Genomic DNA, 21760 nt, shown 5'->3' with positions numbered 1-21760 from the left:
CATGGGAGATCCAGAAGTACGTGCCGCGGCCGCCGAGGACGTCCCCGCTATCGTCGGCATGCTCGCGGACGACCCCTTGGGCGCGCAGCGGGAGTCACCGAACGACCTCAACCCGTACCTGACCGCGCTGGAGCGACTCAGCGCCGACCCCAACCAGCACCTGGTCGTCGCGGTTCACGAGGGGCGCGTCGTCGGCACTCTTCAGCTCACGATCATCCCGGGCCTGTCCCGCCGCGGCTCCACCAGGTCGATCATCGAAGGGGTCCGCGTCCATGCGGACGAGCGTGGCGGTGGCCTGGGAGGCCGGCTCATCCAATGGGCGATCGACGCGTCCCGCCGCGAGGGCTGCCAACTGGTCCAGCTGACCTCGGACATCTCCCGCACGGATGCCCACCGCTTCTACGAGCGGCTCGGTTTCACGGCCTCCCACGTGGGCTTCAAACTCGCGCTGTGACACCACCCGCGGGGCCTTGTTCCACGTGAAACAAGGCCCCGCACGAACTTCCCACATGCCCGGAAGTCAGCCGATGCCCCGCCAGCCCTCGGGATCCACTCCGCCCGGCACCGGAGCCCGGTCGTCGTACGGCCGGCGCGTGAACACGAACGAGCCCAGGTCGAGGTGGCTCAACGACCCGTCCGGGCGCCGTACCGGCTTCAGGAACTCACCGGCGTAATACCCCTCCAGCCCCACCCAGGTGCCGTCCCCCGTCGGGCGGAAAAGCGACCGCCGGCCCGTACCGGACAGCGGCTCGAGCGAGAAGAGCCCGTCGGCCGACAACCGCAGGGCGAAGGCGTTCGTCCCCCAGTACCACTGCCCCACCAGCTCCAGAAGCGTGGGCTCGGCCTCCCTCAGCGGCTGCCAGGGAGCGGGGATACGGGGTTCGGCCTCGGCGACGATCCGGACCAGGTCGGCGGCGACCGTGAACGGCGCCGGACCCGAGGTGCAGTTGGCCAGGACGACCGCGCTCACATCGTCCGCCACACTCGCCGTGAGACACGCGAGGAAGCCGGGAAGTGATCCGGTGTGCCCCACCAGGGCACGTCCGTCCTGGTGACGGAGCTCCAGGCCCAGGCAGTAGGCATAACCGCTCGCCACGTCCGCCGCCTCGACCGGCGCTGCCGGCGTCCTCATCTCCCGCAACGACGCGGCGCTCAGCACCTGCTCGTCCCCCTCGATCAGGAAGGCCGCGAAGCGCGCCAGATCGCCGGCGGTGGACCACAATTGTCCGGCCGGGGCCATCCGCCCGAGGTCCTCCAGCGGCTCGGGCAGCAGCACGTCCGCCCACGGATGTACCGCCCAACCCCCTGCGTGCGGCGCCTTCGGTCGCATGCTTGTGCGGTGCAGGCCCAGGGGCTCGAGCACTTCCCGCCGAAGCACGTCCTCCCACGAGGCATTCCGCAGCTTCTCGACAACGGCACCGAGCAACGCGTATCCCGGGTTCGAGTAGTGGAACCGCCGTCCCGCGGGGTGAAGCAGGGGCCGCTCGCCCAACACGTCGGAGAGTTCGGGGCGCAGGGACCCCGGGGTCCGTTCCCACCAGGGGCCGGGCGTTTCGGCGGCCAGTCCGCCGCTGTGCGCGAGCAGTTCGGCGATGGTCGCCCCGCCCGCCCCCGTACCCGGCAGGTACTCCTCCACCGGGTCGGAGAGGCCGAGCACCCCCTCGTCGCGCAGCCGAAGCACCAGAACGGCGGTGAACGTCTTGGTGATCGACCCGATCCGGTACTGCACGTCCTCGTCCGGGGCATGCCCTTCCACCGATGTCCGCGCCCCCGTCCACACCGTCTCCCCGCCCCGCACCACGGCCGCGACGAGCGACGGCGCACGTCCCTCGGTCTGGGCGACGGCGATCCGGTGCATCAACGCACGCCGTGTCCCGGGCAGCAGTTCTTCCTGAGGTGTCGTCATGCCCTCAGTCCAGCACGGTCTGTGAAGGCTCGCCGCCGATGACATGTCGATCTTCTGTGACCTGCTGGTCCTCTGTTGTCTCACCGCGATGTCACCCAGGATCAGTCTCGGATCGATGCCGTTTCCTCGGCGGAACGATGAGTCTGCGGCTGAGCCACCGAGCACGGGGACCGCATGCGAGCTCAGATCGCGCACCGATGAGTTTCCCGCGCCGCGCCGGTCCGTACGCGTGAGACCGACTCACGGAAGGCTGGCGCCATGCGGAAATTGATCTACGGCATGAACCTGACCCTGGACGGGTACATCGCCGCGCCCGGCGACGACATCGGCTGGAGCGTGCCGAGCGACGAGCTGTTCCGGTTTTGGTCCGACCAGTTGCAGGCGACCGACCTGTCGCTGTACGGGCGCAAGCTGTGGCAGACGATGAGCTCCTACTGGCCGACCGGCGACCGGCAGCCCAACGCCACCCCGGCGGAGATCGAGTTCGCGCGCCGCTGGCGGAACATGGCGAAGGTGGTGTTCTCCTCGACGATCGACAAGGTCGACTGGAACACCCGCCTGGTCACCGGCGACGCGGTAGCCGAGATCACCCGGCTCAAGGCCGAGGACGGCGGCCCGATGGACATCGGCGGCGCGACGCTCGCCGGGGCGGCCATGCGGGCCGGGCTGATTGACGAGTACGTGCTGGCCACCGCGCCGGTCCTGGTGGGCGGCGGCACGCCGTTCTTCACCGCGCTGGACAGCTGGGTGAACCTGAACCTGGTGGAGACGCGGACGTTTTCCTGCGGCGTGACCCTGACCAGGTACGAGACGAGGCGCTGAGCGCCCGTCACGCGACTCGACCGCCTGCCGGGGTCCACGCGAACGTGAACGCCACCCCGGGGGTGGACAGCCGGCGATGCGGCTTCACATCCACCACTACCGAACCCTGCTCAGTGGTCAGGATGCAATCCGGGATCTGCTTGCGGGCCTGCCCCTCCACAACGGCCTTCAGCAGGAACGGCGGGGCCACGATGCCGCGTACGGACGGATCGGAGCGGCACAGAGCAACCGCGACAGTTCCACACGCGACTCGTAGATCACGTGGTCGCGCATCGCCGCTGACCAGCGGATACCCGGGTAGTGCTTCTGGCCCTTGCACCAACGGAACGTCCGCCGCGCACGAGCCGACTGCAGAAGGCCGGCAGGTGCCGTACCCCAGCCCCGGTCCTCCACAAGAGCACCGCGCTGCTGACGGATGCTCACCGACGCCGTGACACCGCCCATCGCGTACCCCCGCCCTCCGGGCAACGACTCGTACAGCCAAGGGTGTCAGCCAGGCACTGACGGGCGGAACGGGCCGGAACCCCACCACCCGGAAGGATGAGAACCCCGACCAGCGAGTCTCACGAAGACGGCACAAGTGCCGCGATGTGCCATCGGAGATGAGACCGTGCCGCGAAATCCGAGGCCCTGCAACGGCCACCGGTCAGGTCTGGGCCATGTCCACGAAGCGCGAGTAGTGCCCCTGGAAGGCGACGGTGATCGTCGCCGTCGGCCCGTTTCGGTGCTTCGCCACGATCAGGTCCGCCTCGCCCGCACGCGGGGACTCCTTCTCGTAGGCGTCCTCGCGGTGCAGCAGGATGACCATGTCGGCGTCCTGCTCGATGGAGCCGGACTCTCGCAGGTCGGAGACCATCGGCTTCTTGTCGGTGCGCTGCTCGGGTCCGCGGTTGAGCTGGGAGAGGGCGATGACCGGGATCTCCAGCTCCTTGGCGAGCAGTTTGAGGTTACGGGACATGTCCGAGACCTCCTGCTGACGGCTCTCGGCCCGCTTGGAACCACCGGCCTGCATCAGCTGGAGGTAGTCGATGACGACCAGCTTCAGATCGTTGCGCTGCTTCAGACGACGGCACTTGGCGCGGATCTCCATCATCGACAGGTTCGGGGAGTCGTCGATGTAGAGCGGCGCCGCCGAGACGTCCGGCATCCGGCGGGCCAGGCGCGTCCAGTCCTCGTCGGTCATCGTGCCCGAACGCATGTGGTGCAGGGCGACCCTGGCCTCGGCGGACAGCAGACGCATCGCGATCTCGTTGCGCCCCATCTCGAGCGAGAAGATGACACTGGGCAGGTTGTTCTTGATGGACGCGGCGCGCGCGAAGTCCAGGGCGAGCGTGGACTTGCCCATCGCGGGACGCGCGGCGATGACGATCATCTGCCCCGGGTGCAGGCCGTTGGTGAGCGAGTCGAAGTCGGTGAACCCGGTGGGCACCCCGGTCATCTCGCCACTGCGCGACCCGATCGCCTCGATCTCGTCGAGGGCGCCCTCCATGATGTCGCCGAGCGGCAGGTAGTCCTCACTGGTGCGCTGCTCGGTGACCGCGTAGATCTCGGCCTGCGCACGATTGACGATCTCGTCGACGTCGTCGTCGGCCGCGTATCCCATCTGCGTGATGCGGGTACCGGCCTCGACCAGGCGGCGCAGCACCGCCCGCTCGTGCACGATCTCCGCGTAGTACGCCGCGTTGGCCGCCGTGGGCACCGTCTGGACGAGGGTGTGCAGATACGAGGCCCCGCCGACCTTGTTGATCTCGCCGCGCTTGGTCAGCTCAGCGGCGATCGTGATGGGGTCGGCTGGTTCTCCCTTGGCGTAGACGTCGAGGATGGCCGTGTACACGGTCTCGTGGGCCGGCTTGTAGAAGTCGTGCCCCTTGAGGATCTCGACCACGTCGGCGATGGCGTCCTTGGACAGGAGCATGCCGCCCAGAACGGACTGTTCGGCATCGAGGTCCTGGGGCGGTACCCGCTCGAAGGCGGAGCCTCCCCCGTCCCACTCGCCGTTGTCCCGACCGCGGTCGTGCTGCTCGTCGCGGCCCCGGCCCCGGTCGTCGCGACGGCGGGAGGCGGGCAGACGATCACTGGGTCCGCTGTCGGCCCACGGGTCGTCCAAGGGCTCGGAAATGCTCACCGAGCCACCTCCTCCCGTCCGCCGAGCGGACCTCGCCGTGCCCCTCTGTTCTACGGCACGGCACTGACAAATAAGAGGCCCAACTCCGTTTGACGCGCGCCGGATTTGTGGTGTTTGTGAAACCGGCGGACGGAGTGGGCGCCGGACCACCGTAGGCCCGTCTGCACCGTCAGCCAATCTGGTTATCCACAGGCCGTGTGGATGACTGGGCCAATGCTGTGGAGAACTCCGCCAAACCTGTGCACGAGCCGGTGGACAGCCCTGTGAACAAGCCCGGAACTCCCGTGCGAAGACTGCCCTGACCTGCATGTTTGCCATCCACCGGCTGTGTAGAAGAAAAACTTTCCCAGCCGGATCAAGATCGCTTCATGTGGTGTACGCAAGCCCACACCCAGAGCCACGACGTAAGGACCACTGGAGCTTTGCATCTCTTACCTGTGGACGATTAGATTAGTGCACATGACACAGGCCCCCGCACCCCCAGGAGCCGCCCGACGAAAGCATGATCGAGAGATCGTCATGCTGGCCGTCCCGGCCTTCGGCGCTCTCGTCGCCGAGCCCCTTTTCGTCATGGCCGACAGCGCCATCGTCGGCCATCTCGGCACGGCGCAACTGGCCGGCCTCGGCGTCGCCTCGGCCCTCTTGATGACCGCCGTCAGCGTCTTCGTCTTCCTGGCCTACGCCACCACGGGCGCCGTTGCCCGGCGGGTCGGAGCCGGCGAACTCCAGTCGGCCATCCGCCAGGGCATGGACGGAATCTGGTTGGCGCTGCTCCTCGGGGCCTGCGTCACAACCGTCGTCCTGCTCACGGCGCCCGCTCTGGTGGATCTCTTCGGCGCCTCGGACACAGCGGCCCCTTACGCGATCACGTACCTGAGGATCTCCGCGCTGGGCATACCGGCCATGCTGATCGTGCTCGCAGCAACCGGTGTGCTGCGCGGACTTCAGAACACCACAACACCGCTCTACGTGGCCATCGCCGGATTCGTCGCGAACGGTGTGCTCAACGTCGCGCTGGTCTACGGTGCCGACCTCGGCATCGCGGGCTCCGCCTGGGGCACCGTCATCGCGCAGTGCGGCATGGCCGCGGCCTACCTCGTCGTGGTGGTGCGTGGGGCTCGCGAGCACGGAGCCTCGCTGCGACCCGACGCCACCGGGATCAGGGCCTCGGCCCAGGCAGGCGTCCCCTTGCTGGTGCGTACCCTCTCACTCAGGGCCGTCCTGATGATCGCGACGGCCATCGCCGCCCGTCTGGGCGACTCCGACATCGCGGCCCACCAGATCGTCCTCTCCCTCTGGAGCCTGCTCGCTTTCGCGCTGGACGCCATCGCCATCGCGGGGCAGGCCATCATCGGGCGCTATCTGGGCGCCGGCGACGCCCAAGGCGCCCGTGAGGCATGTCGCCGCATGGTCGAGTGGGGCACAGCGGTCGGTGTCGTCCTCGGCGTGCTGGTGGTACTCGCCCGGCCGGTGTTCCTTCCCTTGTTCACCAGCGATGCTGCGGTCAAGGACGCTGCACTGCCCGCACTGGTACTCGTGGCACTGTCCCAGCCGATCTGCGGCATCGTGTTCGTGCTGGACGGTGTTCTGATGGGCGCGGGTGACGGACGGTATCTGGCATGGGCGATGCTGCTGACCCTCGCGGTATTCACTCCCGCCGCGCTCCTGGTTCCGGCATTCGGAGGCGGGCTCACCGCGCTGTGGGCCGCGATGACGCTCATGATGACCGTGCGCATGCTGACCCTGTGGGTCCGTACCCGCTCGGGCCGCTGGATCGTCACGGGCGCGGCACGCTGACCGTTTCACGTGAAACATGGCGATGGGGGCCGCCCCGAAGGGTGCGGCCCCCATCTTCACTGCTTCAGCGAGCGTAGCGCTCAGGCAGCGACGACCTCGATGCTGACCTTGGCGGCAACCTCGGGGTGCAGACGCACCGACGTCTCGTGGGCGCCCAGCGTCTTGATCGGCGTACCCAGCTCGATGCGGCGCTTGTCGACCTCGGGACCACCGGCGGCCTTGATCGCCGAAGCGACGTCGGCCGGGGTGACGGAACCGAAGAGACGACCGGCGTCGCCGGAGCGGACGGCCAGGCGGACCTTGACACCCTCGAGCTGAGCCTTCACCTGGTTGGCCTGCTCGATGGTCTGGATCTCGTGGATCTTGCGAGCACGACGGATCTGCTCGACGTCCTTCTCGCCGCCCTTGGTCCAGCGGATCGCGAGCTTCCGCGGAACCAGGTAGTTGCGAGCGTAACCGTCCTTGACGTCGACGACGTCGCCCGCGGCACCGAGACCGGAGACCTCGTGGGTGAGGATGATCTTCATGAGTCGGTCACCCTTCCCTTATCGCGCAGTGGAGGTGTAGGGCAGCAGCGCCATCTCACGGCTGTTCTTGACGGCCGTGGCGACGTCACGCTGGTGCTGCGTGCAGTTGCCGGTCACGCGGCGGGCACGGATCTTGCCGCGGTCGGAAATGAACTTCCGCAGCATGTTCGTGTCCTTGTAGTCCACGTACGTGACCTTGTCCTTGCAGAATGCGCAGACCTTCTTCTTAGGCTTGCGCACAGGCGGCTTCGCCATGATGTTTCTCCTGTGTGATCAAGAAGTGGGGTACGGCCCACCTAGAAGGGGGGCTCGTCCGAGTAGCCGCCACCGCCGCCGCCGGAGCCACCGCCCCAGCCGCCACCGCCCTGCTGCTGGCCGCCGGGGGGAGCGCTGGCCGCCCACGGGTCGTCGGCGGGAGCGCCGCCACCCTGCTGCTGGCCACCGCCGGGGCCACCGCCCCAGCCGGCGCCCTGGCCGCCACCGCCGCCCTGGCCGCCACCGCCGTATCCGCCCTGGCCACCGCGGCCGGTGGTCTTGGTGACCTTGGCCGTGGCGTTGCGCAGGCTGGCGCCGACTTCCTCGACGTCCAGCTCGTAGACCGTGCGCTTGACGCCCTCACGGTCCTCGTAGGACCGCTGCTTCAGCCGGCCCTGCACAATCACGCGCATGCCTCGCTGGAGCGACTCGGCGACGTTCTCCGCCGCCTGACGCCAGACCGAGCAGGTCAGGAACAGGCTCTCGCCGTCCTTCCACTCGTTCGTCTGGCGGTCGAAGGTGCGGGGGGTCGACGCGACACGGAACTTCGCGACGGCCGCACCGGACGGGGTGAAGCGCAGCTCGGGGTCATCGACAAGGTTGCCGACGACCGTGATGACGGTCTCGCCTGCCATGGGGGAACCTCTCGGCGGGTTTGCTGCTGGCTGCTTGGTGCTGCTACTCGAGTCCCGAGATCAGCTGAGCGGAAGGCTCAGTGGGTCTCGGGGCGGAGGACCTTGGTCCGGAGGACCGACTCGTTCAGGTTCATCTGGCGGTCGAGCTCCTTGACGACCGCAGGCTCGGCCTGCAGGTCGATGACCGAGTAGATGCCCTCGGGCTTCTTCTTGATCTCGTACGAGAGACGACGACGGCCCCAGGTGTCGACCTTCTCGACCTTTCCGCCGCCGTCACGGACGACAGAGAGGAAGTTCTCGATCAGCGGGGAGACAGAACGCTCCTCGAGATCGGGGTCGAGGATGACCATCACCTCGTAGTGACGCATGTGGAACCCACCTCCTTTGGACTCAGCGGCCACGGTCGTTCCGTGGCAGGAGGGTCGTGATGCGTTGCGCAACGATGCCTGTCAGTAAAACAGCCGCCACTGACAATCGAGGTCGGGCGGCGGATTCCCAGGACGACCGGGCCGGACCGCTGGTCCTGCCCTTGCCTGGTTCTGTCCGGACAGACACCGGTGCAGACGGTACAGAGTACCCGCACAGCGGCTTCCGGTTGAAATCCGGCCGTGGGGACGGTCAATCTGTACACATCGGGTGTGTATGGCGCTACGATCCGCCGCCTCTCGCAGGAGGTGCCCCATGGCACAGGTAATGCGACCCAACACCGCCGGAGGACTTTTCGCCACGGACGGCAAGCCCCATCCGCTCCAGGCCACGCTGCTCGCGGTGACCCTGGTGCTGGGCCTCACGTCCTTCGTCACGGCGATGTTCCACCACCTGCACCTGCTCAGCTCCTGGACCGGCCTGCTGGGGATCTTCACCGGCGCGTACGGCCAGTGGATCTCCGAGACGACGCGCGAGCGCTTCGGCCTCATCCTGGGCCTCGGTGCCGCGGCGGTCGGTTTCTTCCTGGGCATGGCGCACGGTGGCCTCTTCGGCGGGCTCTTCGACTGACGTCGGGCACCACCCCTTGTGAACACCGTCGGACGCCCCGGCCGGCCACGGGCCGGGGCGAAGGTCCCGTGCGCCCAACCGGGGCGCCCCCGAGGCGCAGTAGGCTTCGCGCGAGAGCCGGAGCCCCTGAACCCATGGGGACACACCAGCCCGAGGAGCGCCCCGAATGACCCTGACCCTGAGGACCATCAGCCGAGAGCAGCATCTGGCCTACATCCAGAGCCTGCCGTCGGCGAGTCACATGCAGGTCCCGGCCTGGGCCGACGTCAAGGCGGAGTGGCGCGCGGAGAACCTCGGCTGGTTCGACGACCGGACCGGTGAGCTGGTCGGCGCCGGCCTCGTCCTCTACCGGCAGCTGCCCAAGATCAAGCGCTACCTCGCCTATCTGCCCGAGGGCCCGGTCATCAACTGGTTCGCGCCGAATCTCCAGGAGTGGATCGAGCCGATGCTCGCGCACCTGAAGCAGCAGGGCGCGTTCTCGGTGAAGATGGGTCCGCCGGTGATCATCCGGCGCTGGGAGGCCTCGACCATCAAAAGGGGCATCCAGGACCAGGACGTGAAGCGCCTGCGCGATCTGGAGGCCGACTTCATCGAGCCCCGCGCCTTCGAGGTCGCCGACAAGCTGCGCCGCATGGGCTGGCAGCAGGGCGAGGACGGCGGCGCCGGCTTCGGTGACGTCCAGCCCCGCTACGTCTACCAGGTACCGCTGGCCAACCGCTCCCTGGAAGAGGTCCACAGGAACTTCAACCAGCTGTGGCGACGCAACATCAAGAAGGCGGAGAAGGCCGGCGTCGAGGTCGTCCAGGGCGGCTACGACGACCTGCCCGAGTGGCAGCGGCTGTACGAGATCACGGCTGTGCGCGACCACTTCCGGCCCCGCCCGCTGTCGTACTTCCAGCGCATGTGGTCGGCCCTCAACACCGAGGACCCCAACCGGATGCGGTTGTACTTCGCCCGGCACAACGGCGTGAACCTGTCCGCGGCGACGATGCTGATCGTCGGCGGGCACGTCTGGTACTCCTACGGCGCCTCCGACAACATCGGCCGTGAGGTCCGGCCCTCGAACGCGATGCAGTGGCGGATGCTGCGCGACGCCTATGCGCTCGGCGCCACCGTCTACGACCTGCGCGGCATCTCCGACTCGCTGGACGAGACCGATCACCTCTTCGGTCTGATCCAGTTCAAGGTGGGCACCGGCGGCCAGGCGGCCGAGTACCTCGGCGAGTGGGACTTCCCGCTGAACAAGCTGCTCCACAAGGCGCTCGACATCTACATGTCGCGCCGCTGACCCGGTCTCCGTCGCCCCGACGACGTCGACTTCGTCAGCTTCCCACCTCTGACACACCGCAGCCACGAGAAAGGTTCCAGGTCCGGCCATGGCGCTCACGCTCTACGTCGACACCGCGCGCTGGCGGGCGCATCACAAGCACGTGCAGGAGCAGTTCCCGGGACTCGTCCCCGTCTGCAAGGGCAACGGCTACGGCTTCGGCCACGAGCGGCTGGCCGAGGAGGCCACACGGCTGGGCTCGGACGTCCTCGCGGTCGGCACGACGTACGAGGCCGCCCGGATCAAGGACTGGTTCGGCGGTGACCTGCTGGTGCTGACGCCGTACCGGCGCGGTGAGGAACCCGTGCCGCTGCCCGACCGGGTGATCCGCTCGGTGTCGTCGGTCGACGGTGTGTACGGCCTGGTCGGCGCCCGCGTCGTCATCGAGGTGATGTCCTCGATGAAGCGGCACGGCATCAGCGAGCAGGACCTGCCCCAACTGCACGCCGCGATAGAGAACGTCCGGCTGGAGGGTTTCGCCATCCACCTGCCGCTGGACCGTACCGACGGCTCCGACGCCGTCGAGGAGGTCATCGGCTGGATGGACCGCCTGCGGGCGGCCCGCCTCCCGCTGCACACGATGTTCGTGAGCCACCTCAAGGCCGACGACCTCGTGCGGCTGCAGCAGCAGTTCCCGCAGACCCGCTTCCGCGCCCGGATCGGAACCCGGCTGTGGCTGGGGGACCACGAGGCCACCGAGTACCGCGGCGCGGTCCTCGACGTCACCCGGGTCGCCAAGGGGGACCGGTTCGGTTACCGGCAGCAGAGGGCCGCCTCCGACGGCTACCTGGTGGTCGTGGCGGGCGGTACGTCGCACGGTGTGGGGCTGGAGGCCCCCAAGGCCCTGCACGGTGTCATGCCACGGGCCAAGGGCGTCGCCCGCGCCGGCCTCGCCACGGTCAACCGGAACCTCTCGCCGTTCGTCTGGGGCGGCAAGCAGCGCTGGTTCGCCGAGCCGCCGCACATGCAGGTGTCGATCCTGTTCGTGCCGGCGGACGCGCCGGAGCCGACGGTCGGCGAGGAGCTGGTGGCCCACCTCCGGCACACCACCACGCAGTTCGACCGGCTCGTCGACCGCTGAGCATCGCCCGGAACGGCTGAGGACCCGCTCCGGCGGGACAGGGTCGGCGGGACAGCGGGGAAGGGCCGTACACGGATCCCCGTGTACGGCCCTTCCCCGCCTGACCGCCCGCTGTTCCGGGAGCCGCGAAAAGCCTTGCGCCTCAGGACTCCTCGGACCTCAGAACCTCCCCACCTTCAGGGCGTGTTCGCTCAGAGCGAACCGCCGGCGGCTCCCGCCTTGCCCCATTCGACCCGCGGTCCGTCGAAGTGGGCGGCGGGTCGCGCCGGATGGGCCGCGGGACCGATCACGAAGGCGTCCTCGGCTCCGTCGAGCACCCCTCCCGAGGGGTCGTCGTCGCCGGACCGGCGGACCGGATCGCGCTCCGGCATCAGGATGTCGCGCACGACCATGGCGCACAGGTAGAGCGTCCCCAGCAGATGCACGCCGATGACCCAGTGGTAGCCGTCGGTGGGCAGACCTTTGTGGGCGTCCCCGCTCGTCGTGTACGCGAGGTACATCCAGATACCGAGGAAGTACGCCACCTCGCAGGCCTGCCAGACGAGGAAGTCCCGCCACTTCGGCCGGGCGAGGACCGCCAGCGGCACCAGCCACAGGACGTACTGCGGCGAATAGACCTTGTTGGTGAGGATGAACGCCGCGACGATCAGGAAAGCCAGCTGGGCGAAACGCGGCCGGCGCGGAGCCATGAGCGCGAGCGCCGCGACGCCCAGGCAGCACAACAGCATCAGCAGCGTGGCGAACGTGTTGACCGTGTCGGTGCTCAGCGGATCGTCCGAGTTCTGGGCCACGATCAGCCAGAAGGACCCGAAGTCGACACCCCGCTCCTGGCTGAAGGTGTAGAACTTCGACCAGCCGTCGAACGCGAACAGCATCACCGGCCCGTTCACGACCAGCCAGGCGACGGCCACACCGGCGAGGGCCGTCCCGTACTCCCGCCACCGTCCCGCACGCCAGCACAGCACCAGCAGCGGTCCGAGCAGCAGCACGGGATAGAGCTTGGCGGCCGTGGCGAGCCCGAGGAGGACGCCGAAGGCGAGGGAACGCCCCCGTGACCACATCAGCATCGCGGCGGCCGTCAGAGCGACCGCCAGCAGATCCCAGTTGATGGTCGCGGTCAGGGCGAAGGCCGGTGCCAGTGCGACCAGCAGACCGTCCCAGGGCCGTCGGGCGTGCGTACGGGTCACGCAGACGGCGATGACGGCCGCACACGCCATGAGCATCCCGGCATTCACCATCCAGTACCACTGCTCCTGGTCCTGGATGCTGCCGTCGCCGGAGGTGAGCCAGGCGGCGACCTCCATGAACACGCCGGTCAGCACCGGGTACTCGAGGTACTCCATGTCCCCGGGGAGCTTGTCGAAGTACGGCACCAGACCGTCGGCGAAGCCACGCCCCTGGTAGAGGTGCGGGATGTCGGAGTAGCACGCATGCGTGTACTGGGAGCTGGCACCGAAGAACCAGGCGCCGTTGTAGCAGGGTGCCTTCTGGATCAGACCGAGGGCGAACATTCCGATCGCCACGAGCGCGATCACCCGCACCGGGGTCCACCATGACCTCCCGAGCAGGGCACGCCGCCCGAGCGGACCGCCGATCAGCTCGCTGCCGGCCGCGGCGACCCGGTCCTCCTCGGTCGGCTTCACCAGCTCCGGCTCGTGGGCGCTCGCTTGCGTCGATTCTCCACTGGACATGCCGCACATCCTGCCGTAAAGGGCCGGGGATACGCCGAGGGCCGCCGCACCTCGAGGGTACGGCGGCCCATGTTTCACGTGAAACACCCAAGCCGGGCGGCGATCCGGCTAATCGGTCGGGCCTCCGAAGAAACCGCCGTTGCCGTTTTCGTTGCCTCTGCTGTCACCGGTGTCACCGCTCTCCGTGGGCGCCGGTGAACCGGACGCTCCTCCGTCCGTACCACCGGTGTCCGTGCCACCCGTGTCCGTGCCGCCCGTGCTGTCGTCGTCTTCGCAGTTGAAGTCGAACGGTTCACACGTGGTGCTCTCGGTGGGCGTCGGAGTGGTCTCGGTCTCGATGGGCGACGGGGACGCCGACGGAGTCTCCTCCACCTCTTCCTCGGTTTCGGTGGCCGTCGGAGTGGGAGACGGCGCGCCGATCCCGTCCGCGATCTGGCCGATCTCCTCGGCTTCGGGGAAACCGGGGTCGGGCTCCCCCTTCAGCGCGACCTTCATGTACTCGGTCCACACCTGCGTGGGGATGTCACCACCGTGAATGGAGTCCGCACCCGCCGTGCCGTTCATGGAGAGCAGCTTGGCGCTCTTGGGATCCTCGCGGAACATCGCGACCGAGGTCGACAGCTGCTGGGTGTAGCCGACGAACCAGGCGGACTTGTTCTCGTCGGTCGTACCGGTCTTGCCGGCGGCCGTACGCCCCAGCTCCAGCGCGTTCTTGGCGGTACCGTTCTGGATCACGTTCTCGAGGACCTCGGTGACGTTGTGCGCCACCTTCTCGGGCATCGCCTGCTTGACGCGCGGCTTCTGGAAGCCGGGCACCTCGGCACCGCTGAACTTGACGGCGGTCACGGAGTAGGGATCGGCCTGCTTGCCGGACGCCGCGAACGTCGCGTAGGCGTCGGCCATGCGGATGGCGCTGGGCGTCGACGTGCCGAGGGCGAACGACGCGTTGGGGACGGCGAAGGTGTCCCTGAGGATGCCGGACTTCTCCGCCACGTCCGCCACGTTCTTCATTCCCACGTCCATGCCGAGCTGGACGAACGGCGTGTTGACCGACTGCTCCATCGCCTTGTGGAGGGTGATGTAACCCCACGGGCGGTCGCTCTCGTTCTCCTGGAAGAAGGGAGTGTTGTCCTTCTTGAGGACGAAGCTGCCGTCGTTGTTCCTGATCTTCAGATGGTCGTCACCGTTGTACTTGCTGAGCGGAGAGAGCCCCACGCCGTTCGTCTTGTACGTACCGTGCTGCATCGCGGCGGCGAGCACGAACGGCTTCCACGTCGAACCGACGGGGACGCCCGAGGTGTCGGCGTTGTTGTTGAAGTGGCCGTTCTCGAAGCCCGCTCCGCCGTAGAGAGCGACGATCGCGCCGTCGTTGGGCCGCACCGACGCCGCGCCGAACTGGACGTGCTTGTCCAGCTCGCGCTTCTCCGGGTCGATCTTCTCCTTCTCGATCTTCCTGACGGCCTGGCTCAGCGCCTCGACCTTGTCCTTCTCGAAGGTCGTGTGGATCTGGTAGCCGCCCTGGTCGAACTGCGCCTCGGTGATGTCCGAGTTCTTCAGGACGTACCGCTTCGCGGTGTCGACGAGGTAGCTGATCTGACCGGTCATGCCCTTGGTGGCCTTGCGGCCCTGAGGCATGGGGTACTCCGCCGTCGCCTTCTGGTACTCGGCGTCCGAGAGGTGGTCGTCGGCGTGCATCTGCTCGAGGATCCAGCCCCAGCGCTCCTCGGAGCGCTCCCGGTTGGCCTTCTTGGTGGCCGAGGAGTCCAGGCCCTCGTTGCCCGCGGGGTCGTAGTACGTCGGCCCCTTGAGCAGAGCGGCGAGGAAGGCGCACTCGCTGGGAGTGAGCTTGACGGCGTCCTTGCCGTAGTACGTCTGTGCGGCGGCCTGGATGCCGTAGGCGCCACGACCGTAGTAGGAGGTGTTCAGGTAGCCCTGAAGGATCTCCCTCTTGGAGAGCTTCGTGCCCACCTTGATGGAGATGAACATCTCCTTGAACTTCCGGGAGACCGTCTGCTCCTGGCTCAGGTAGGTGTTCTTCACGAACTGCTGGGTGATCGTGGAGCCGCCCTGGGTGTCACCGCCCCGGACCATGTTGCCCAGTGCCCTGGCGATACCCATGGGGTCGACGCCCGAGTCCTGGTAGAAGCTCTTGTTCTCGGCCGAGATCACCGCCCACTGCATGGCCTCGGGGATCCGGTCGATGGTCACGTTCTGCCGGTTCTGTCCCGCACCGGTGGCGACCATCTGGTCCCCGTCGGCCCAGTAGTAGACGTTGTTCTGCGACAGCGCCGCGGCGTGCCCCTCGTCGGGCACGCTCACCAGCGCGTACCCGATCCCTGCCACGGCCACCAGGCTGCCGAAGAAGGCGATGCACAGGCCGGACACGAGCCTCCAGGACGGCGTCCAGCGGCGCCAGCCGTCCTTGTCGAAGCGCGGATAGTCGATGATCCGTTTCTTGCCGGGAGGAGCCCCACGGCCCCTGCCGCGTCCGGGGCCGGCGGAACCCGCCCGGCGGCCCCCGCCTCTCTGTGCCGCGCGTCGTGCCTCGGCACGGCTGCCGTACGTATGGTCCTCACCCCCCGAGCCGCGGGAGCCCGTCCCAAGGGAATGGGACGGAGACCCGGTGGCGCCTCGCGGAGCCGCGCGGCGGCCGGAGGACGAGCCGGACTGGCCGCGTCGGGCCGCGGCACGTCCGCCTCCCTGCGGCTGCGGCGGTTTGCGACGGTGCTCGCTCATCGAACGACTACTCCTCGGGCAGGCGCACCCTTGCGCGCCTGGAAACAGCGGCTGGTTTCCGGTCCCCCCAAAGTACGGATGCGGCGGTTACCGCATTCACCCGTACTGCACCAGGGACGGGGACGCCCCCGGGCGTCACTCGGTTCCCGGTGGTGTGCATGGCGCACAGACTACGCACCGCCAAAACCCGCCGAGCACAGAAGTTCACCTCAAATCAGGCAACTTGCTCTCGATGAGGCAGTGATGTGATCCCGTTCACTCTCCGCCCCCTTGTCGCCCGAGGGAGGCCGCTCTATCGTCTTGATGTATCGAGTCGATACATCAGCTCGGCATAAGGACGGCGACGAGCCGTACACGAGCCCGTCACCGCACGGCGGCGGCAGAGAGGAGGCGACGATGAGCCGGCGTTCCGGGATCCTCGAGTTCGCCGTACTCGGCCTGCTCCGCGAATCCCCGATGCACGGATACGAGCTGCGCAAACGACTCAACACGTCACTGGGTGTGTTCCGTGCGTTCAGCTACGGGACGCTCTACCCCTGCCTCAAGACGCTGGTCGCCAACGGCTGGTTGATCGAGGAACCGGGGAACACCACCGAGGACGCCCTCGCGGCTCCGCTCACGGGACGCCGGGCCAAGATCGTCTACCGGTTGACCGCGGAGGGTAAGGAGCACTTCGAGCAGCTGCTCTCCCAGACGGGACCGGACGCGTACGAGGACGAGACCTTCGCCGCGCGGTTCGCCTTCTTCGGGCAGACGTCGCGCGACGTCCGCATGCGCGTGCTCGAGGGCCGCCGCAGCCGGCTGGAGGAGCGCCTCGAGAAGATGCGCGTCTCCCTGGCACGGACCCGGGAGCGCCTCGACGACTACACGCTCGAGCTCCAGCGCCACGGGATGGAGTCCGTGGAGCGCGAAGTGCGCTGGCTGAACGAGCTCATCGAGAGCGAGCGGGCCGGACGGGACCTCAAGGGAACCGCCACCGCAGGGCCCGCTCAACAGGACACCACATCTGGAGCGACGGGCGGCCTGCCCCGGTCCGGGGACGATCCCCGGCCGGATACGCCCGACGACACCGCCACGTGAGACCCGCTGAGGGCCTCACTCGTACACACAGGGAGCAACCGGAATGGGTTCGGTTCGCGTAGCCATCGTCGGCGTGGGCAACTGCGCCGCGTCGTTGGTACAGGGAGTCGAGTACTACAAGGACGCCGACGCGGCGGCCAAGGTGCCGGGCCTGATGCACGTCCAGTTCGGCGAGTACCACGTCGGCGACGTCGAGTTCGTCGCCGCCTTCGACGTGGACGCCAAGAAGGTCGGTCTCGACCTCGCGGACGCCATCGGCGCCTCCGAGAACAACACCATCAAGATCTGCGACGTCCCCGGCACCGGTGTGACGGTCCAGCGCGGCCACACCCTCGACGGTCTCGGCAAGTACTACCGCGAGACCATCGAGGAGTCCGCCGAGGAGCCGGTCGACGTCGTCCAGGTCCTCAAGGACAAGCAGGTCGACGTCCTCGTCTGCTACCTGCCGGTCGGTTCCGAGGCCGCGGCGAAGTTCTACGCCCAGTGCGCCATCGACGCCAAGGTCGCTTTCGTCAACGCCCTCCCGGTCTTCATCGCCGGCACCAAGGAGTGGGCCGACAAGTTCACCGAGGCGGGCGTCCCGATCATCGGTGACGACATCAAGTCCCAGGTCGGCGCCACCATCACGCACCGCGTGATGGCCAAGCTGTTCGAGGACCGCGGAGTCGTCCTGGACCGCACGATGCAGCTGAACGTCGGCGGCAACATGGACTTCAAGAACATGCTCGAGCGCGACCGTCTCGAGTCGAAGAAGATCTCCAAGACGCAGGCCGTCACCTCGCAGATCCCCGACCGGGACCTCGGCGAGAAGAACGTCCACATCGGCCCGTCCGACTACGTCGCCTGGCTGGACGACCGCAAGTGGGCCTACGTCCGCCTCGAGGGGCGCGCCTTCGGTGACGTCCCGCTGAACCTCGAGTACAAGCTCGAGGTCTGGGACTCCCCGAACTCCGCCGGTGTCATCATCGACGCCCTGCGCGCCGCGAAGATCGCCAAGGACCGGGGCATCGGCGGCCCGATCCTCTCGGCGTCCTCGTACTTCATGAAGTCCCCGCCGGTGCAGTACTTCGACGACGAGGCCCGTGAGAACGTCGAGAAGTTCATCCAGGGCGAGGTCGAGCGCTAGGACCTCCCCGCTGTGGGCAGTTGAGGGTCTCCGGGTCGTATGTCCCGGAGACCCTCTTCCTATGTGAGGCTGGGCCCCATGGCCGTCGTCCGTGACCTGCGCGTCCTGCTGCGCTTTCAGGGCTTCCGACGCCTGCTCGCCGTCCGGCTGCTCTCCCAGGGTGCCGACGGCGTCTTCCAGGTCGCGCTCGCCTCCTATGTGGTCTTCTCCCCCGAGAAGCAGACGTCGCCCGCGGCGATCGCCTCCGCGATGGCGGTCCTGCTGCTCCCGTACTCCGTGGTCGGCCCCTTCGCCGGCGTTCTCCTGGACCGCTGGCGCCGCCGTCAGGTCTTCCTGTACGGCAATCTGCTGCGCGCCCTGATGGCGTCGGTGACCGCCCTGCTGATCCTCGGCCGCGTGCCCGACGGGCTGCTCCTCGTCTCCGCTCTGTGTGTCACCGGCGTCAACCGCTTCGTCCTCGCCGGACTGTCCGCCGCGCTGCCCCGCGTGGTGGACACCGAGCGGCTGGTCATCGCCAACTCCCTGTCCCCGACCGCCGGAACCCTCGCCGCGACCGCGGGCGGTGGTCTCGCCTTCGCCGTCCGCCTGGTCATCGCCGACTCCGACGCGGCCGTCGTGCTGGTGGGCGCCGCGCTGTACCTGTGCGCGGCTGTGGCAGCGCTGCGCATCGGGAAGGAACTGCTCGGACCCGATCGGGCGTTGGTACGCGCCCGGCTGGCCACGGCGCTCACCGGCACCGCTCGCGACCTGGGTGCGGGGGTGCGTCACCTCGTCGAGCCCCAGCGCAGGGAGGCCGCCTGGGCGCTCACGGCCATGGCGCTGATGCGGTTCTGCTACGGCGCCATGCTCGTCCTGCTGCTGATGCTGTGCCGGTACGTGTTGACCTCGACCACGGACGAGGGACTGGCTCTGCTGGGACTGATGCTGGGGGCTTCGGGCGCCGGGTTCTTCGTCGCCGCCGTCATGACGCCCTGGGCCACCGGGCGGCTCGGGCCGGGTCGCTGGATCGTGGTGTGCGCCGCCGCGGCCGCGGTGCTGGAGCCCGCGCTCGGTCTTCCGTTCGCCACCGGCCCGCTTCTGGCCGGGGCGTTCGTCCTGGGGCTGACCACCCAGGGCGCGAAGATCGCCACGGACACCATCGTCCAGTCCGCCGTCGAGGACGGTTTCCGTGGCCGGATCTTCTCGGTGTACGACGTCCTGTTCAACGTGGCCTTCGTCGGCGCCGCCGGGGTGGCCGCCCTGATGCTCCCACCGGACGGCCGGTCGGTCCCACTGGTGATAACGATCGCCGTTATCTACGGAGCAGTAGCTACGACTATGGGGCGTTTTGTGCGTCAGTAAGTGTCACATCAATGCCACAGAGGTTTACAGGGCTACAGAGTTGTCAGTGGGGGCCGGTAGCTTACGTGCGTCTTATCAACGCGCCTTTCGCGTCACGTACCTATGTTCTAGGGGGACCCCCAAGTGACCACTCCGCCGCCCCAGGGCAATCCGTTCGCACAGGGCCAGCAGCAGCCCTACGGCCAGCCCCAGGGCCAGGCTCCGTACCCGCCCCAGGGTGGGTTCCCGCAGCAGGTCGGCCAGCCCGGTTTCCCCCCGCCGGGCGCTCCGGTCCCCCCGCAGCAGGGCCGCAAGCTCAGCTTCAAGACGATCAAGAACATCGTCATCGTTCTGATCGTCGCCGGTGTGGCCATCGGCGGCTACATCTCCAGCCGGGACGACGCGAACACCGCCTCGGCCGGTGACTGCATGCACCGTGGCAGCACGGACGACAACAACCCGGACCTCGAGGTCGTCGACTGCGCCAACGCGAAGGCCGAATACGAGGTGCTGGCCAAGATCGAGGGATCGTTCCTCACCGAGACTCTGGCGTCGAGCAAGTGCGAGGCCGAGGCCAAGGACTTCCAGTACACGTACACCGAGAGCGGTGACGGCAAGGACTTCCTGCTCTGCCTGAAGGACAAGTAAGGCGGACGTCTCAGACACCCGAGGGGTGGTGTTTCACGTGAAACACCACCCCTTCCGTCCGTGAGGCGGGGCCATGTTTCACGTGAAACATGGCCCCGCCTCACGTTGTCAGCCCTGTTGCACGGTCCACCACTGCTTGAGCGCCGCCACCGCCGCGTCGTGCTCCATCGGACCGTTCTCCAGCCGAAGCTCCAGCATGTGCTTGTAGGCCTGGCCCACTGCCGGGCCCGGCTGGACGCCGAGGATCTCCATGATCTGGTTGCCGTCGAGGTCCGGACGGATGGCATCCAGCTCCTCCTGCTCCTGAAGCTGGGTGATGCGCTCCTCCAGGCCGTCGTACGCACGCGAGAGCGCGGCGGCCTTGCGCCGGTTGCGCGTGGTGCAGTCCGAGCGGGTCAACTTGTGGAGTCGGCCGAGCAGCGGTCCGGCGTCACGGACGTAGCGGCGGACGGCGGAATCCGTCCACTCTCCCATGCCGTAGCCGTGGAAACGCAGATGAAGTTCGACGAGGCGTGAGACGTCCTTCACCAGCTCATTGGAGTACTTGAGCGCCGTCATCCGCTTCTTCGTCATCTTCGCCCCGACCACTTCGTGGTGGTGGAACGAGACGCGGCCGTCCTTCTCGAAGCGGCGTGTACGCGGTTTGCCGATGTCGTGCAGCAAGGCCGCCAGGCGAAGGGTCAGGTCGGGCCCGCCCTCCTCCAGAGCCATCGCCTGCTCCAGGACGATCAGCGTGTGCTCGTAGACGTCCTTGTGGCGGTGGTGCTCGTCCCTCTCCAGATGCAGGGCCGGCAGCTCGGGCAGGACGTGTTCGGCGATACCGGTGTCCACGAGCAACGACAGCCCCTTACGGGGGTGTGAGGACAGGATCAGCTTGTTCAGCTCGTCCCGTACCCGCTCGGCGGAGACGATCTCGACGCGCCCGGCCATTTCCCTCATCGCCGTGATCACATCGGAGGCCACCTCGAAATCGAGCTGGGCGGCGAACCGGGCGGCCCGCATCATCCGCAGCGGGTCGTCCGAGAAGGAGGCCTCGGGGGTACCCGGCGTACGCAGCACCCGCGCCGCGAGATCCTGCAGACCGCCGTGCGGGTCGACGAACCGCTTCTCCGGGAGCGCGACGGCCATCGCGTTCACCGTGAAGTCACGGCGGAGCAGATCCTCCTCGATGGAGTCGCCGTAGGACACCTCCGGCTTGCGCGAGGTGCGGTCGTACGCTTCCGACCGGTACGTGGTCACCTCGATCTGGAAGCTTCGTTCCACGTCTCCGACGCGGGCGTCCTTCTGCACACCGACCGTGCCGAAGGCGATCCCGACCTCCCAGACGGCGTCCGCCCAGGGACGCACGATCTTCAGTACGTCCTGCGGGCGGGCGTCGGTCGTGAAGTCCAGGTCGTTGCCGAGACGGCCGAGCAGCGCGTCGCGTACCGAGCCGCCGACCAGGGCGAGTGAGAACCCCGCCTCCTGGAAGCGGCGGGCGAGGTCGTCGGCGACAGGGGCGACCCGCAGCAGTTCGCTCACTGCACGGTCCTGCACCTGGCTCAGGGCACTGGTGTCTTCGTTGGCGTTCGGCACAACAGAAGAGGGTACGTGGCCCGAACGGCCGGGAGCTCCCCCATGACGCGCGCGGACACCCCCGTCGATACACGGACAAGGACCACGTCCACCGATCTTGTGCACCGGTCCGC

Annotated in this window: 20 protein-coding genes; 10 read left to right on the top strand and 10 right to left on the bottom strand. The window is 68.0% G+C overall.

What is annotated here, in order from left to right; genetic code table 11:
• The first annotated feature begins 1 nt into the window (after position 1).
• Positions 2-454, top strand: coding sequence for a GNAT family N-acetyltransferase (locus ACF07S_RS15120; RefSeq protein ID WP_391974337.1), 453 nt, complete (start codon positions 2-4; stop codon positions 452-454).
• Between the two features lie 66 nt (positions 455-520).
• Here the strand turns inward: ACF07S_RS15120 and ACF07S_RS15115 are convergent, their stop codons facing one another.
• Positions 521-1906, bottom strand: coding sequence for a serine hydrolase domain-containing protein (locus ACF07S_RS15115; protein WP_391974336.1), 1386 nt, complete (start codon positions 1904-1906; stop codon positions 521-523).
• 258 nt (positions 1907-2164) lie between these two features.
• Between ACF07S_RS15115 and ACF07S_RS15110 the strand changes: the two genes are divergently transcribed.
• Complete coding sequence (locus ACF07S_RS15110) at positions 2165-2728, top strand: dihydrofolate reductase family protein (protein ID WP_391962607.1); 564 nt, start codon at positions 2165-2167, stop codon at positions 2726-2728.
• A gap of 7 nt (positions 2729-2735) precedes the next feature.
• On the opposite strand, the gene ACF07S_RS15105 is transcribed toward ACF07S_RS15110, so the two are convergent.
• Positions 2736-2918 (bottom strand): hypothetical protein, encoded by a 183-nt coding sequence (locus ACF07S_RS15105; RefSeq protein WP_391974335.1) that lies wholly within the window; start codon positions 2916-2918, stop codon positions 2736-2738.
• A 456-nt stretch (positions 2919-3374) separates the two neighbouring features.
• Positions 3375-4853: a replicative DNA helicase gene (dnaB, locus tag ACF07S_RS15100; protein ID WP_391962609.1), complete on the bottom strand. Its 1479-nt coding sequence runs from the start codon at positions 4851-4853 to the stop codon at positions 3375-3377.
• Positions 4854-5312: 459 nt separating this feature from the next.
• Here dnaB and ACF07S_RS15095 point away from each other — a divergent pair, with 459 nt between their 5' ends.
• Positions 5313-6650, top strand: coding sequence for an MATE family efflux transporter (locus tag ACF07S_RS15095; RefSeq protein ID WP_391974334.1), 1338 nt, complete (start codon positions 5313-5315; stop codon positions 6648-6650).
• A gap of 80 nt (positions 6651-6730) precedes the next feature.
• Here the strand turns inward: ACF07S_RS15095 and rplI are convergent, their stop codons facing one another.
• The 4 genes from rplI to rpsF form a co-directional block, all read right to left on the bottom strand.
• Positions 6731-7177 carry a 50S ribosomal protein L9 gene (rplI, locus tag ACF07S_RS15090; RefSeq protein WP_391962611.1) on the bottom strand — a complete coding sequence of 149 codons (447 nt, stop codon included), beginning with the start codon at positions 7175-7177 and terminating at the stop codon, positions 6731-6733.
• Between the two features lie 18 nt (positions 7178-7195).
• Positions 7196-7432, bottom strand: a complete 237-nt coding sequence (rpsR, locus tag ACF07S_RS15085; protein WP_003949403.1) for a 30S ribosomal protein S18 — start codon at positions 7430-7432, stop codon at positions 7196-7198.
• A gap of 41 nt (positions 7433-7473) precedes the next feature.
• On the bottom strand, positions 7474-8067 hold the full coding sequence (locus ACF07S_RS15080) for a single-stranded DNA-binding protein (protein WP_391962612.1): 594 nt from the start codon (positions 8065-8067) through the stop codon (positions 7474-7476).
• A 77-nt stretch (positions 8068-8144) separates the two neighbouring features.
• Positions 8145-8435 carry a 30S ribosomal protein S6 gene (rpsF, locus tag ACF07S_RS15075; RefSeq protein ID WP_019324683.1) on the bottom strand — a complete coding sequence of 97 codons (291 nt, stop codon included), beginning with the start codon at positions 8433-8435 and terminating at the stop codon, positions 8145-8147.
• 313 nt (positions 8436-8748) lie between these two features.
• Here rpsF and ACF07S_RS15070 point away from each other — a divergent pair, with 313 nt between their 5' ends.
• The 3 genes from ACF07S_RS15070 (at position 8749) to ACF07S_RS15060 (ending at position 11471) form a co-directional block, all read left to right on the top strand.
• The gene (locus ACF07S_RS15070; RefSeq protein WP_391962613.1) at positions 8749-9063 is read left to right on the top strand and encodes a hypothetical protein; all 315 of its coding nucleotides are present in this window, start codon (positions 8749-8751) and stop codon (positions 9061-9063) included.
• A gap of 166 nt (positions 9064-9229) precedes the next feature.
• Positions 9230-10351, top strand: coding sequence for a peptidoglycan bridge formation glycyltransferase FemX (gene femX / locus ACF07S_RS15065; protein WP_391962614.1), 1122 nt, complete (start codon positions 9230-9232; stop codon positions 10349-10351).
• Positions 10352-10439: 88 nt separating this feature from the next.
• Entirely contained in the window at positions 10440-11471 is a 1032-nt protein-coding gene (locus ACF07S_RS15060; RefSeq protein WP_391962615.1) for an alanine racemase, read from the top strand.
• A gap of 191 nt (positions 11472-11662) precedes the next feature.
• Here the strand turns inward: ACF07S_RS15060 and ACF07S_RS15055 are convergent, their stop codons facing one another.
• Entirely contained in the window at positions 11663-13171 is a 1509-nt protein-coding gene (locus ACF07S_RS15055; RefSeq protein WP_391974333.1) for a glycosyltransferase family 87 protein, read from the bottom strand.
• 99 nt (positions 13172-13270) lie between these two features.
• The gene (locus tag ACF07S_RS15050) at positions 13271-15898 is read right to left on the bottom strand and encodes a transglycosylase domain-containing protein (protein ID WP_391974332.1); all 2628 of its coding nucleotides are present in this window, start codon (positions 15896-15898) and stop codon (positions 13271-13273) included.
• A 396-nt stretch (positions 15899-16294) separates the two neighbouring features.
• Between ACF07S_RS15050 and ACF07S_RS15045 the strand changes: the two genes are divergently transcribed.
• The 4 genes from ACF07S_RS15045 (at position 16295) to ACF07S_RS15030 (ending at position 20072) form a co-directional block, all read left to right on the top strand.
• Complete coding sequence (locus ACF07S_RS15045) at positions 16295-16978, top strand: helix-turn-helix transcriptional regulator (RefSeq protein ID WP_391962618.1); 684 nt, start codon at positions 16295-16297, stop codon at positions 16976-16978.
• 43 nt (positions 16979-17021) lie between these two features.
• Positions 17022-18104 carry an inositol-3-phosphate synthase gene (locus tag ACF07S_RS15040; RefSeq protein ID WP_391962619.1) on the top strand — a complete coding sequence of 361 codons (1083 nt, stop codon included), beginning with the start codon at positions 17022-17024 and terminating at the stop codon, positions 18102-18104.
• 78 nt (positions 18105-18182) lie between these two features.
• Complete coding sequence (locus ACF07S_RS15035; protein WP_391974331.1) at positions 18183-19445, top strand: MFS transporter; 1263 nt, start codon at positions 18183-18185, stop codon at positions 19443-19445.
• A gap of 123 nt (positions 19446-19568) precedes the next feature.
• Positions 19569-20072: a hypothetical protein gene (locus ACF07S_RS15030; protein ID WP_391974330.1), complete on the top strand. Its 504-nt coding sequence runs from the start codon at positions 19569-19571 to the stop codon at positions 20070-20072.
• Between the two features lie 108 nt (positions 20073-20180).
• Here ACF07S_RS15030 and ACF07S_RS15025 read toward each other — a convergent pair whose 3' ends face one another.
• The gene (locus ACF07S_RS15025; protein ID WP_391962622.1) at positions 20181-21647 is read right to left on the bottom strand and encodes a CCA tRNA nucleotidyltransferase; all 1467 of its coding nucleotides are present in this window, start codon (positions 21645-21647) and stop codon (positions 20181-20183) included.
• Positions 21648-21760: the final 113 nt, after the last annotated feature.

Source organism: Streptomyces sp. NPDC016640, from assembly GCF_043076215.1.
Classification (GTDB): Bacteria; Actinomycetota; Actinomycetes; order Streptomycetales; family Streptomycetaceae; genus Streptomyces.
The sequence above is the reverse complement of the archived record's forward strand: the minus strand, read 5'-3'. Positions and strand labels throughout refer to the sequence as shown.

Bases quoted from the DNA above. Each gene is read 5' to 3' on its own strand.
- ACF07S_RS15120 (WP_391974337.1), top strand. From the start codon at position 2: ATGGGAGATCCAGAAGTACGTGCCGCGGCCGCCGAGGACGTCCCCGCT.
- ACF07S_RS15115 (WP_391974336.1), bottom strand. From the start codon at position 1,906: ATGACGACACCTCAGGAAGAACTGCTGCCCGGGACACGGCGTGCGTTG.
- ACF07S_RS15110 (WP_391962607.1), top strand. From the start codon at position 2,165: ATGCGGAAATTGATCTACGGCATGAACCTGACCCTGGACGGGTACATC.
- ACF07S_RS15095 (WP_391974334.1), top strand. From the start codon at position 5,313: ATGACACAGGCCCCCGCACCCCCAGGAGCCGCCCGACGAAAGCATGAT.
- rplI (WP_391962611.1), bottom strand. From the start codon at position 7,177: ATGAAGATCATCCTCACCCACGAGGTCTCCGGTCTCGGTGCCGCGGGC.
- rpsR (WP_003949403.1), bottom strand. From the start codon at position 7,432: ATGGCGAAGCCGCCTGTGCGCAAGCCTAAGAAGAAGGTCTGCGCATTC.
- ACF07S_RS15080 (WP_391962612.1), bottom strand. From the start codon at position 8,067: ATGGCAGGCGAGACCGTCATCACGGTCGTCGGCAACCTTGTCGATGAC.
- rpsF (WP_019324683.1), bottom strand. From the start codon at position 8,435: ATGCGTCACTACGAGGTGATGGTCATCCTCGACCCCGATCTCGAGGAG.
- ACF07S_RS15070 (WP_391962613.1), top strand. From the start codon at position 8,749: ATGGCACAGGTAATGCGACCCAACACCGCCGGAGGACTTTTCGCCACG.
- femX (WP_391962614.1), top strand. From the start codon at position 9,230: ATGACCCTGACCCTGAGGACCATCAGCCGAGAGCAGCATCTGGCCTAC.
- ACF07S_RS15060 (WP_391962615.1), top strand. From the start codon at position 10,440: ATGGCGCTCACGCTCTACGTCGACACCGCGCGCTGGCGGGCGCATCAC.
- ACF07S_RS15055 (WP_391974333.1), bottom strand. From the start codon at position 13,171: ATGTGCGGCATGTCCAGTGGAGAATCGACGCAAGCGAGCGCCCACGAG.
- ACF07S_RS15050 (WP_391974332.1), bottom strand. From the start codon at position 15,898: ATGAGCGAGCACCGTCGCAAACCGCCGCAGCCGCAGGGAGGCGGACGT.
- ACF07S_RS15045 (WP_391962618.1), top strand. From the start codon at position 16,295: ATGAGCCGGCGTTCCGGGATCCTCGAGTTCGCCGTACTCGGCCTGCTC.
- ACF07S_RS15040 (WP_391962619.1), top strand. From the start codon at position 17,022: ATGGGTTCGGTTCGCGTAGCCATCGTCGGCGTGGGCAACTGCGCCGCG.
- ACF07S_RS15035 (WP_391974331.1), top strand. From the start codon at position 18,183: ATGGCCGTCGTCCGTGACCTGCGCGTCCTGCTGCGCTTTCAGGGCTTC.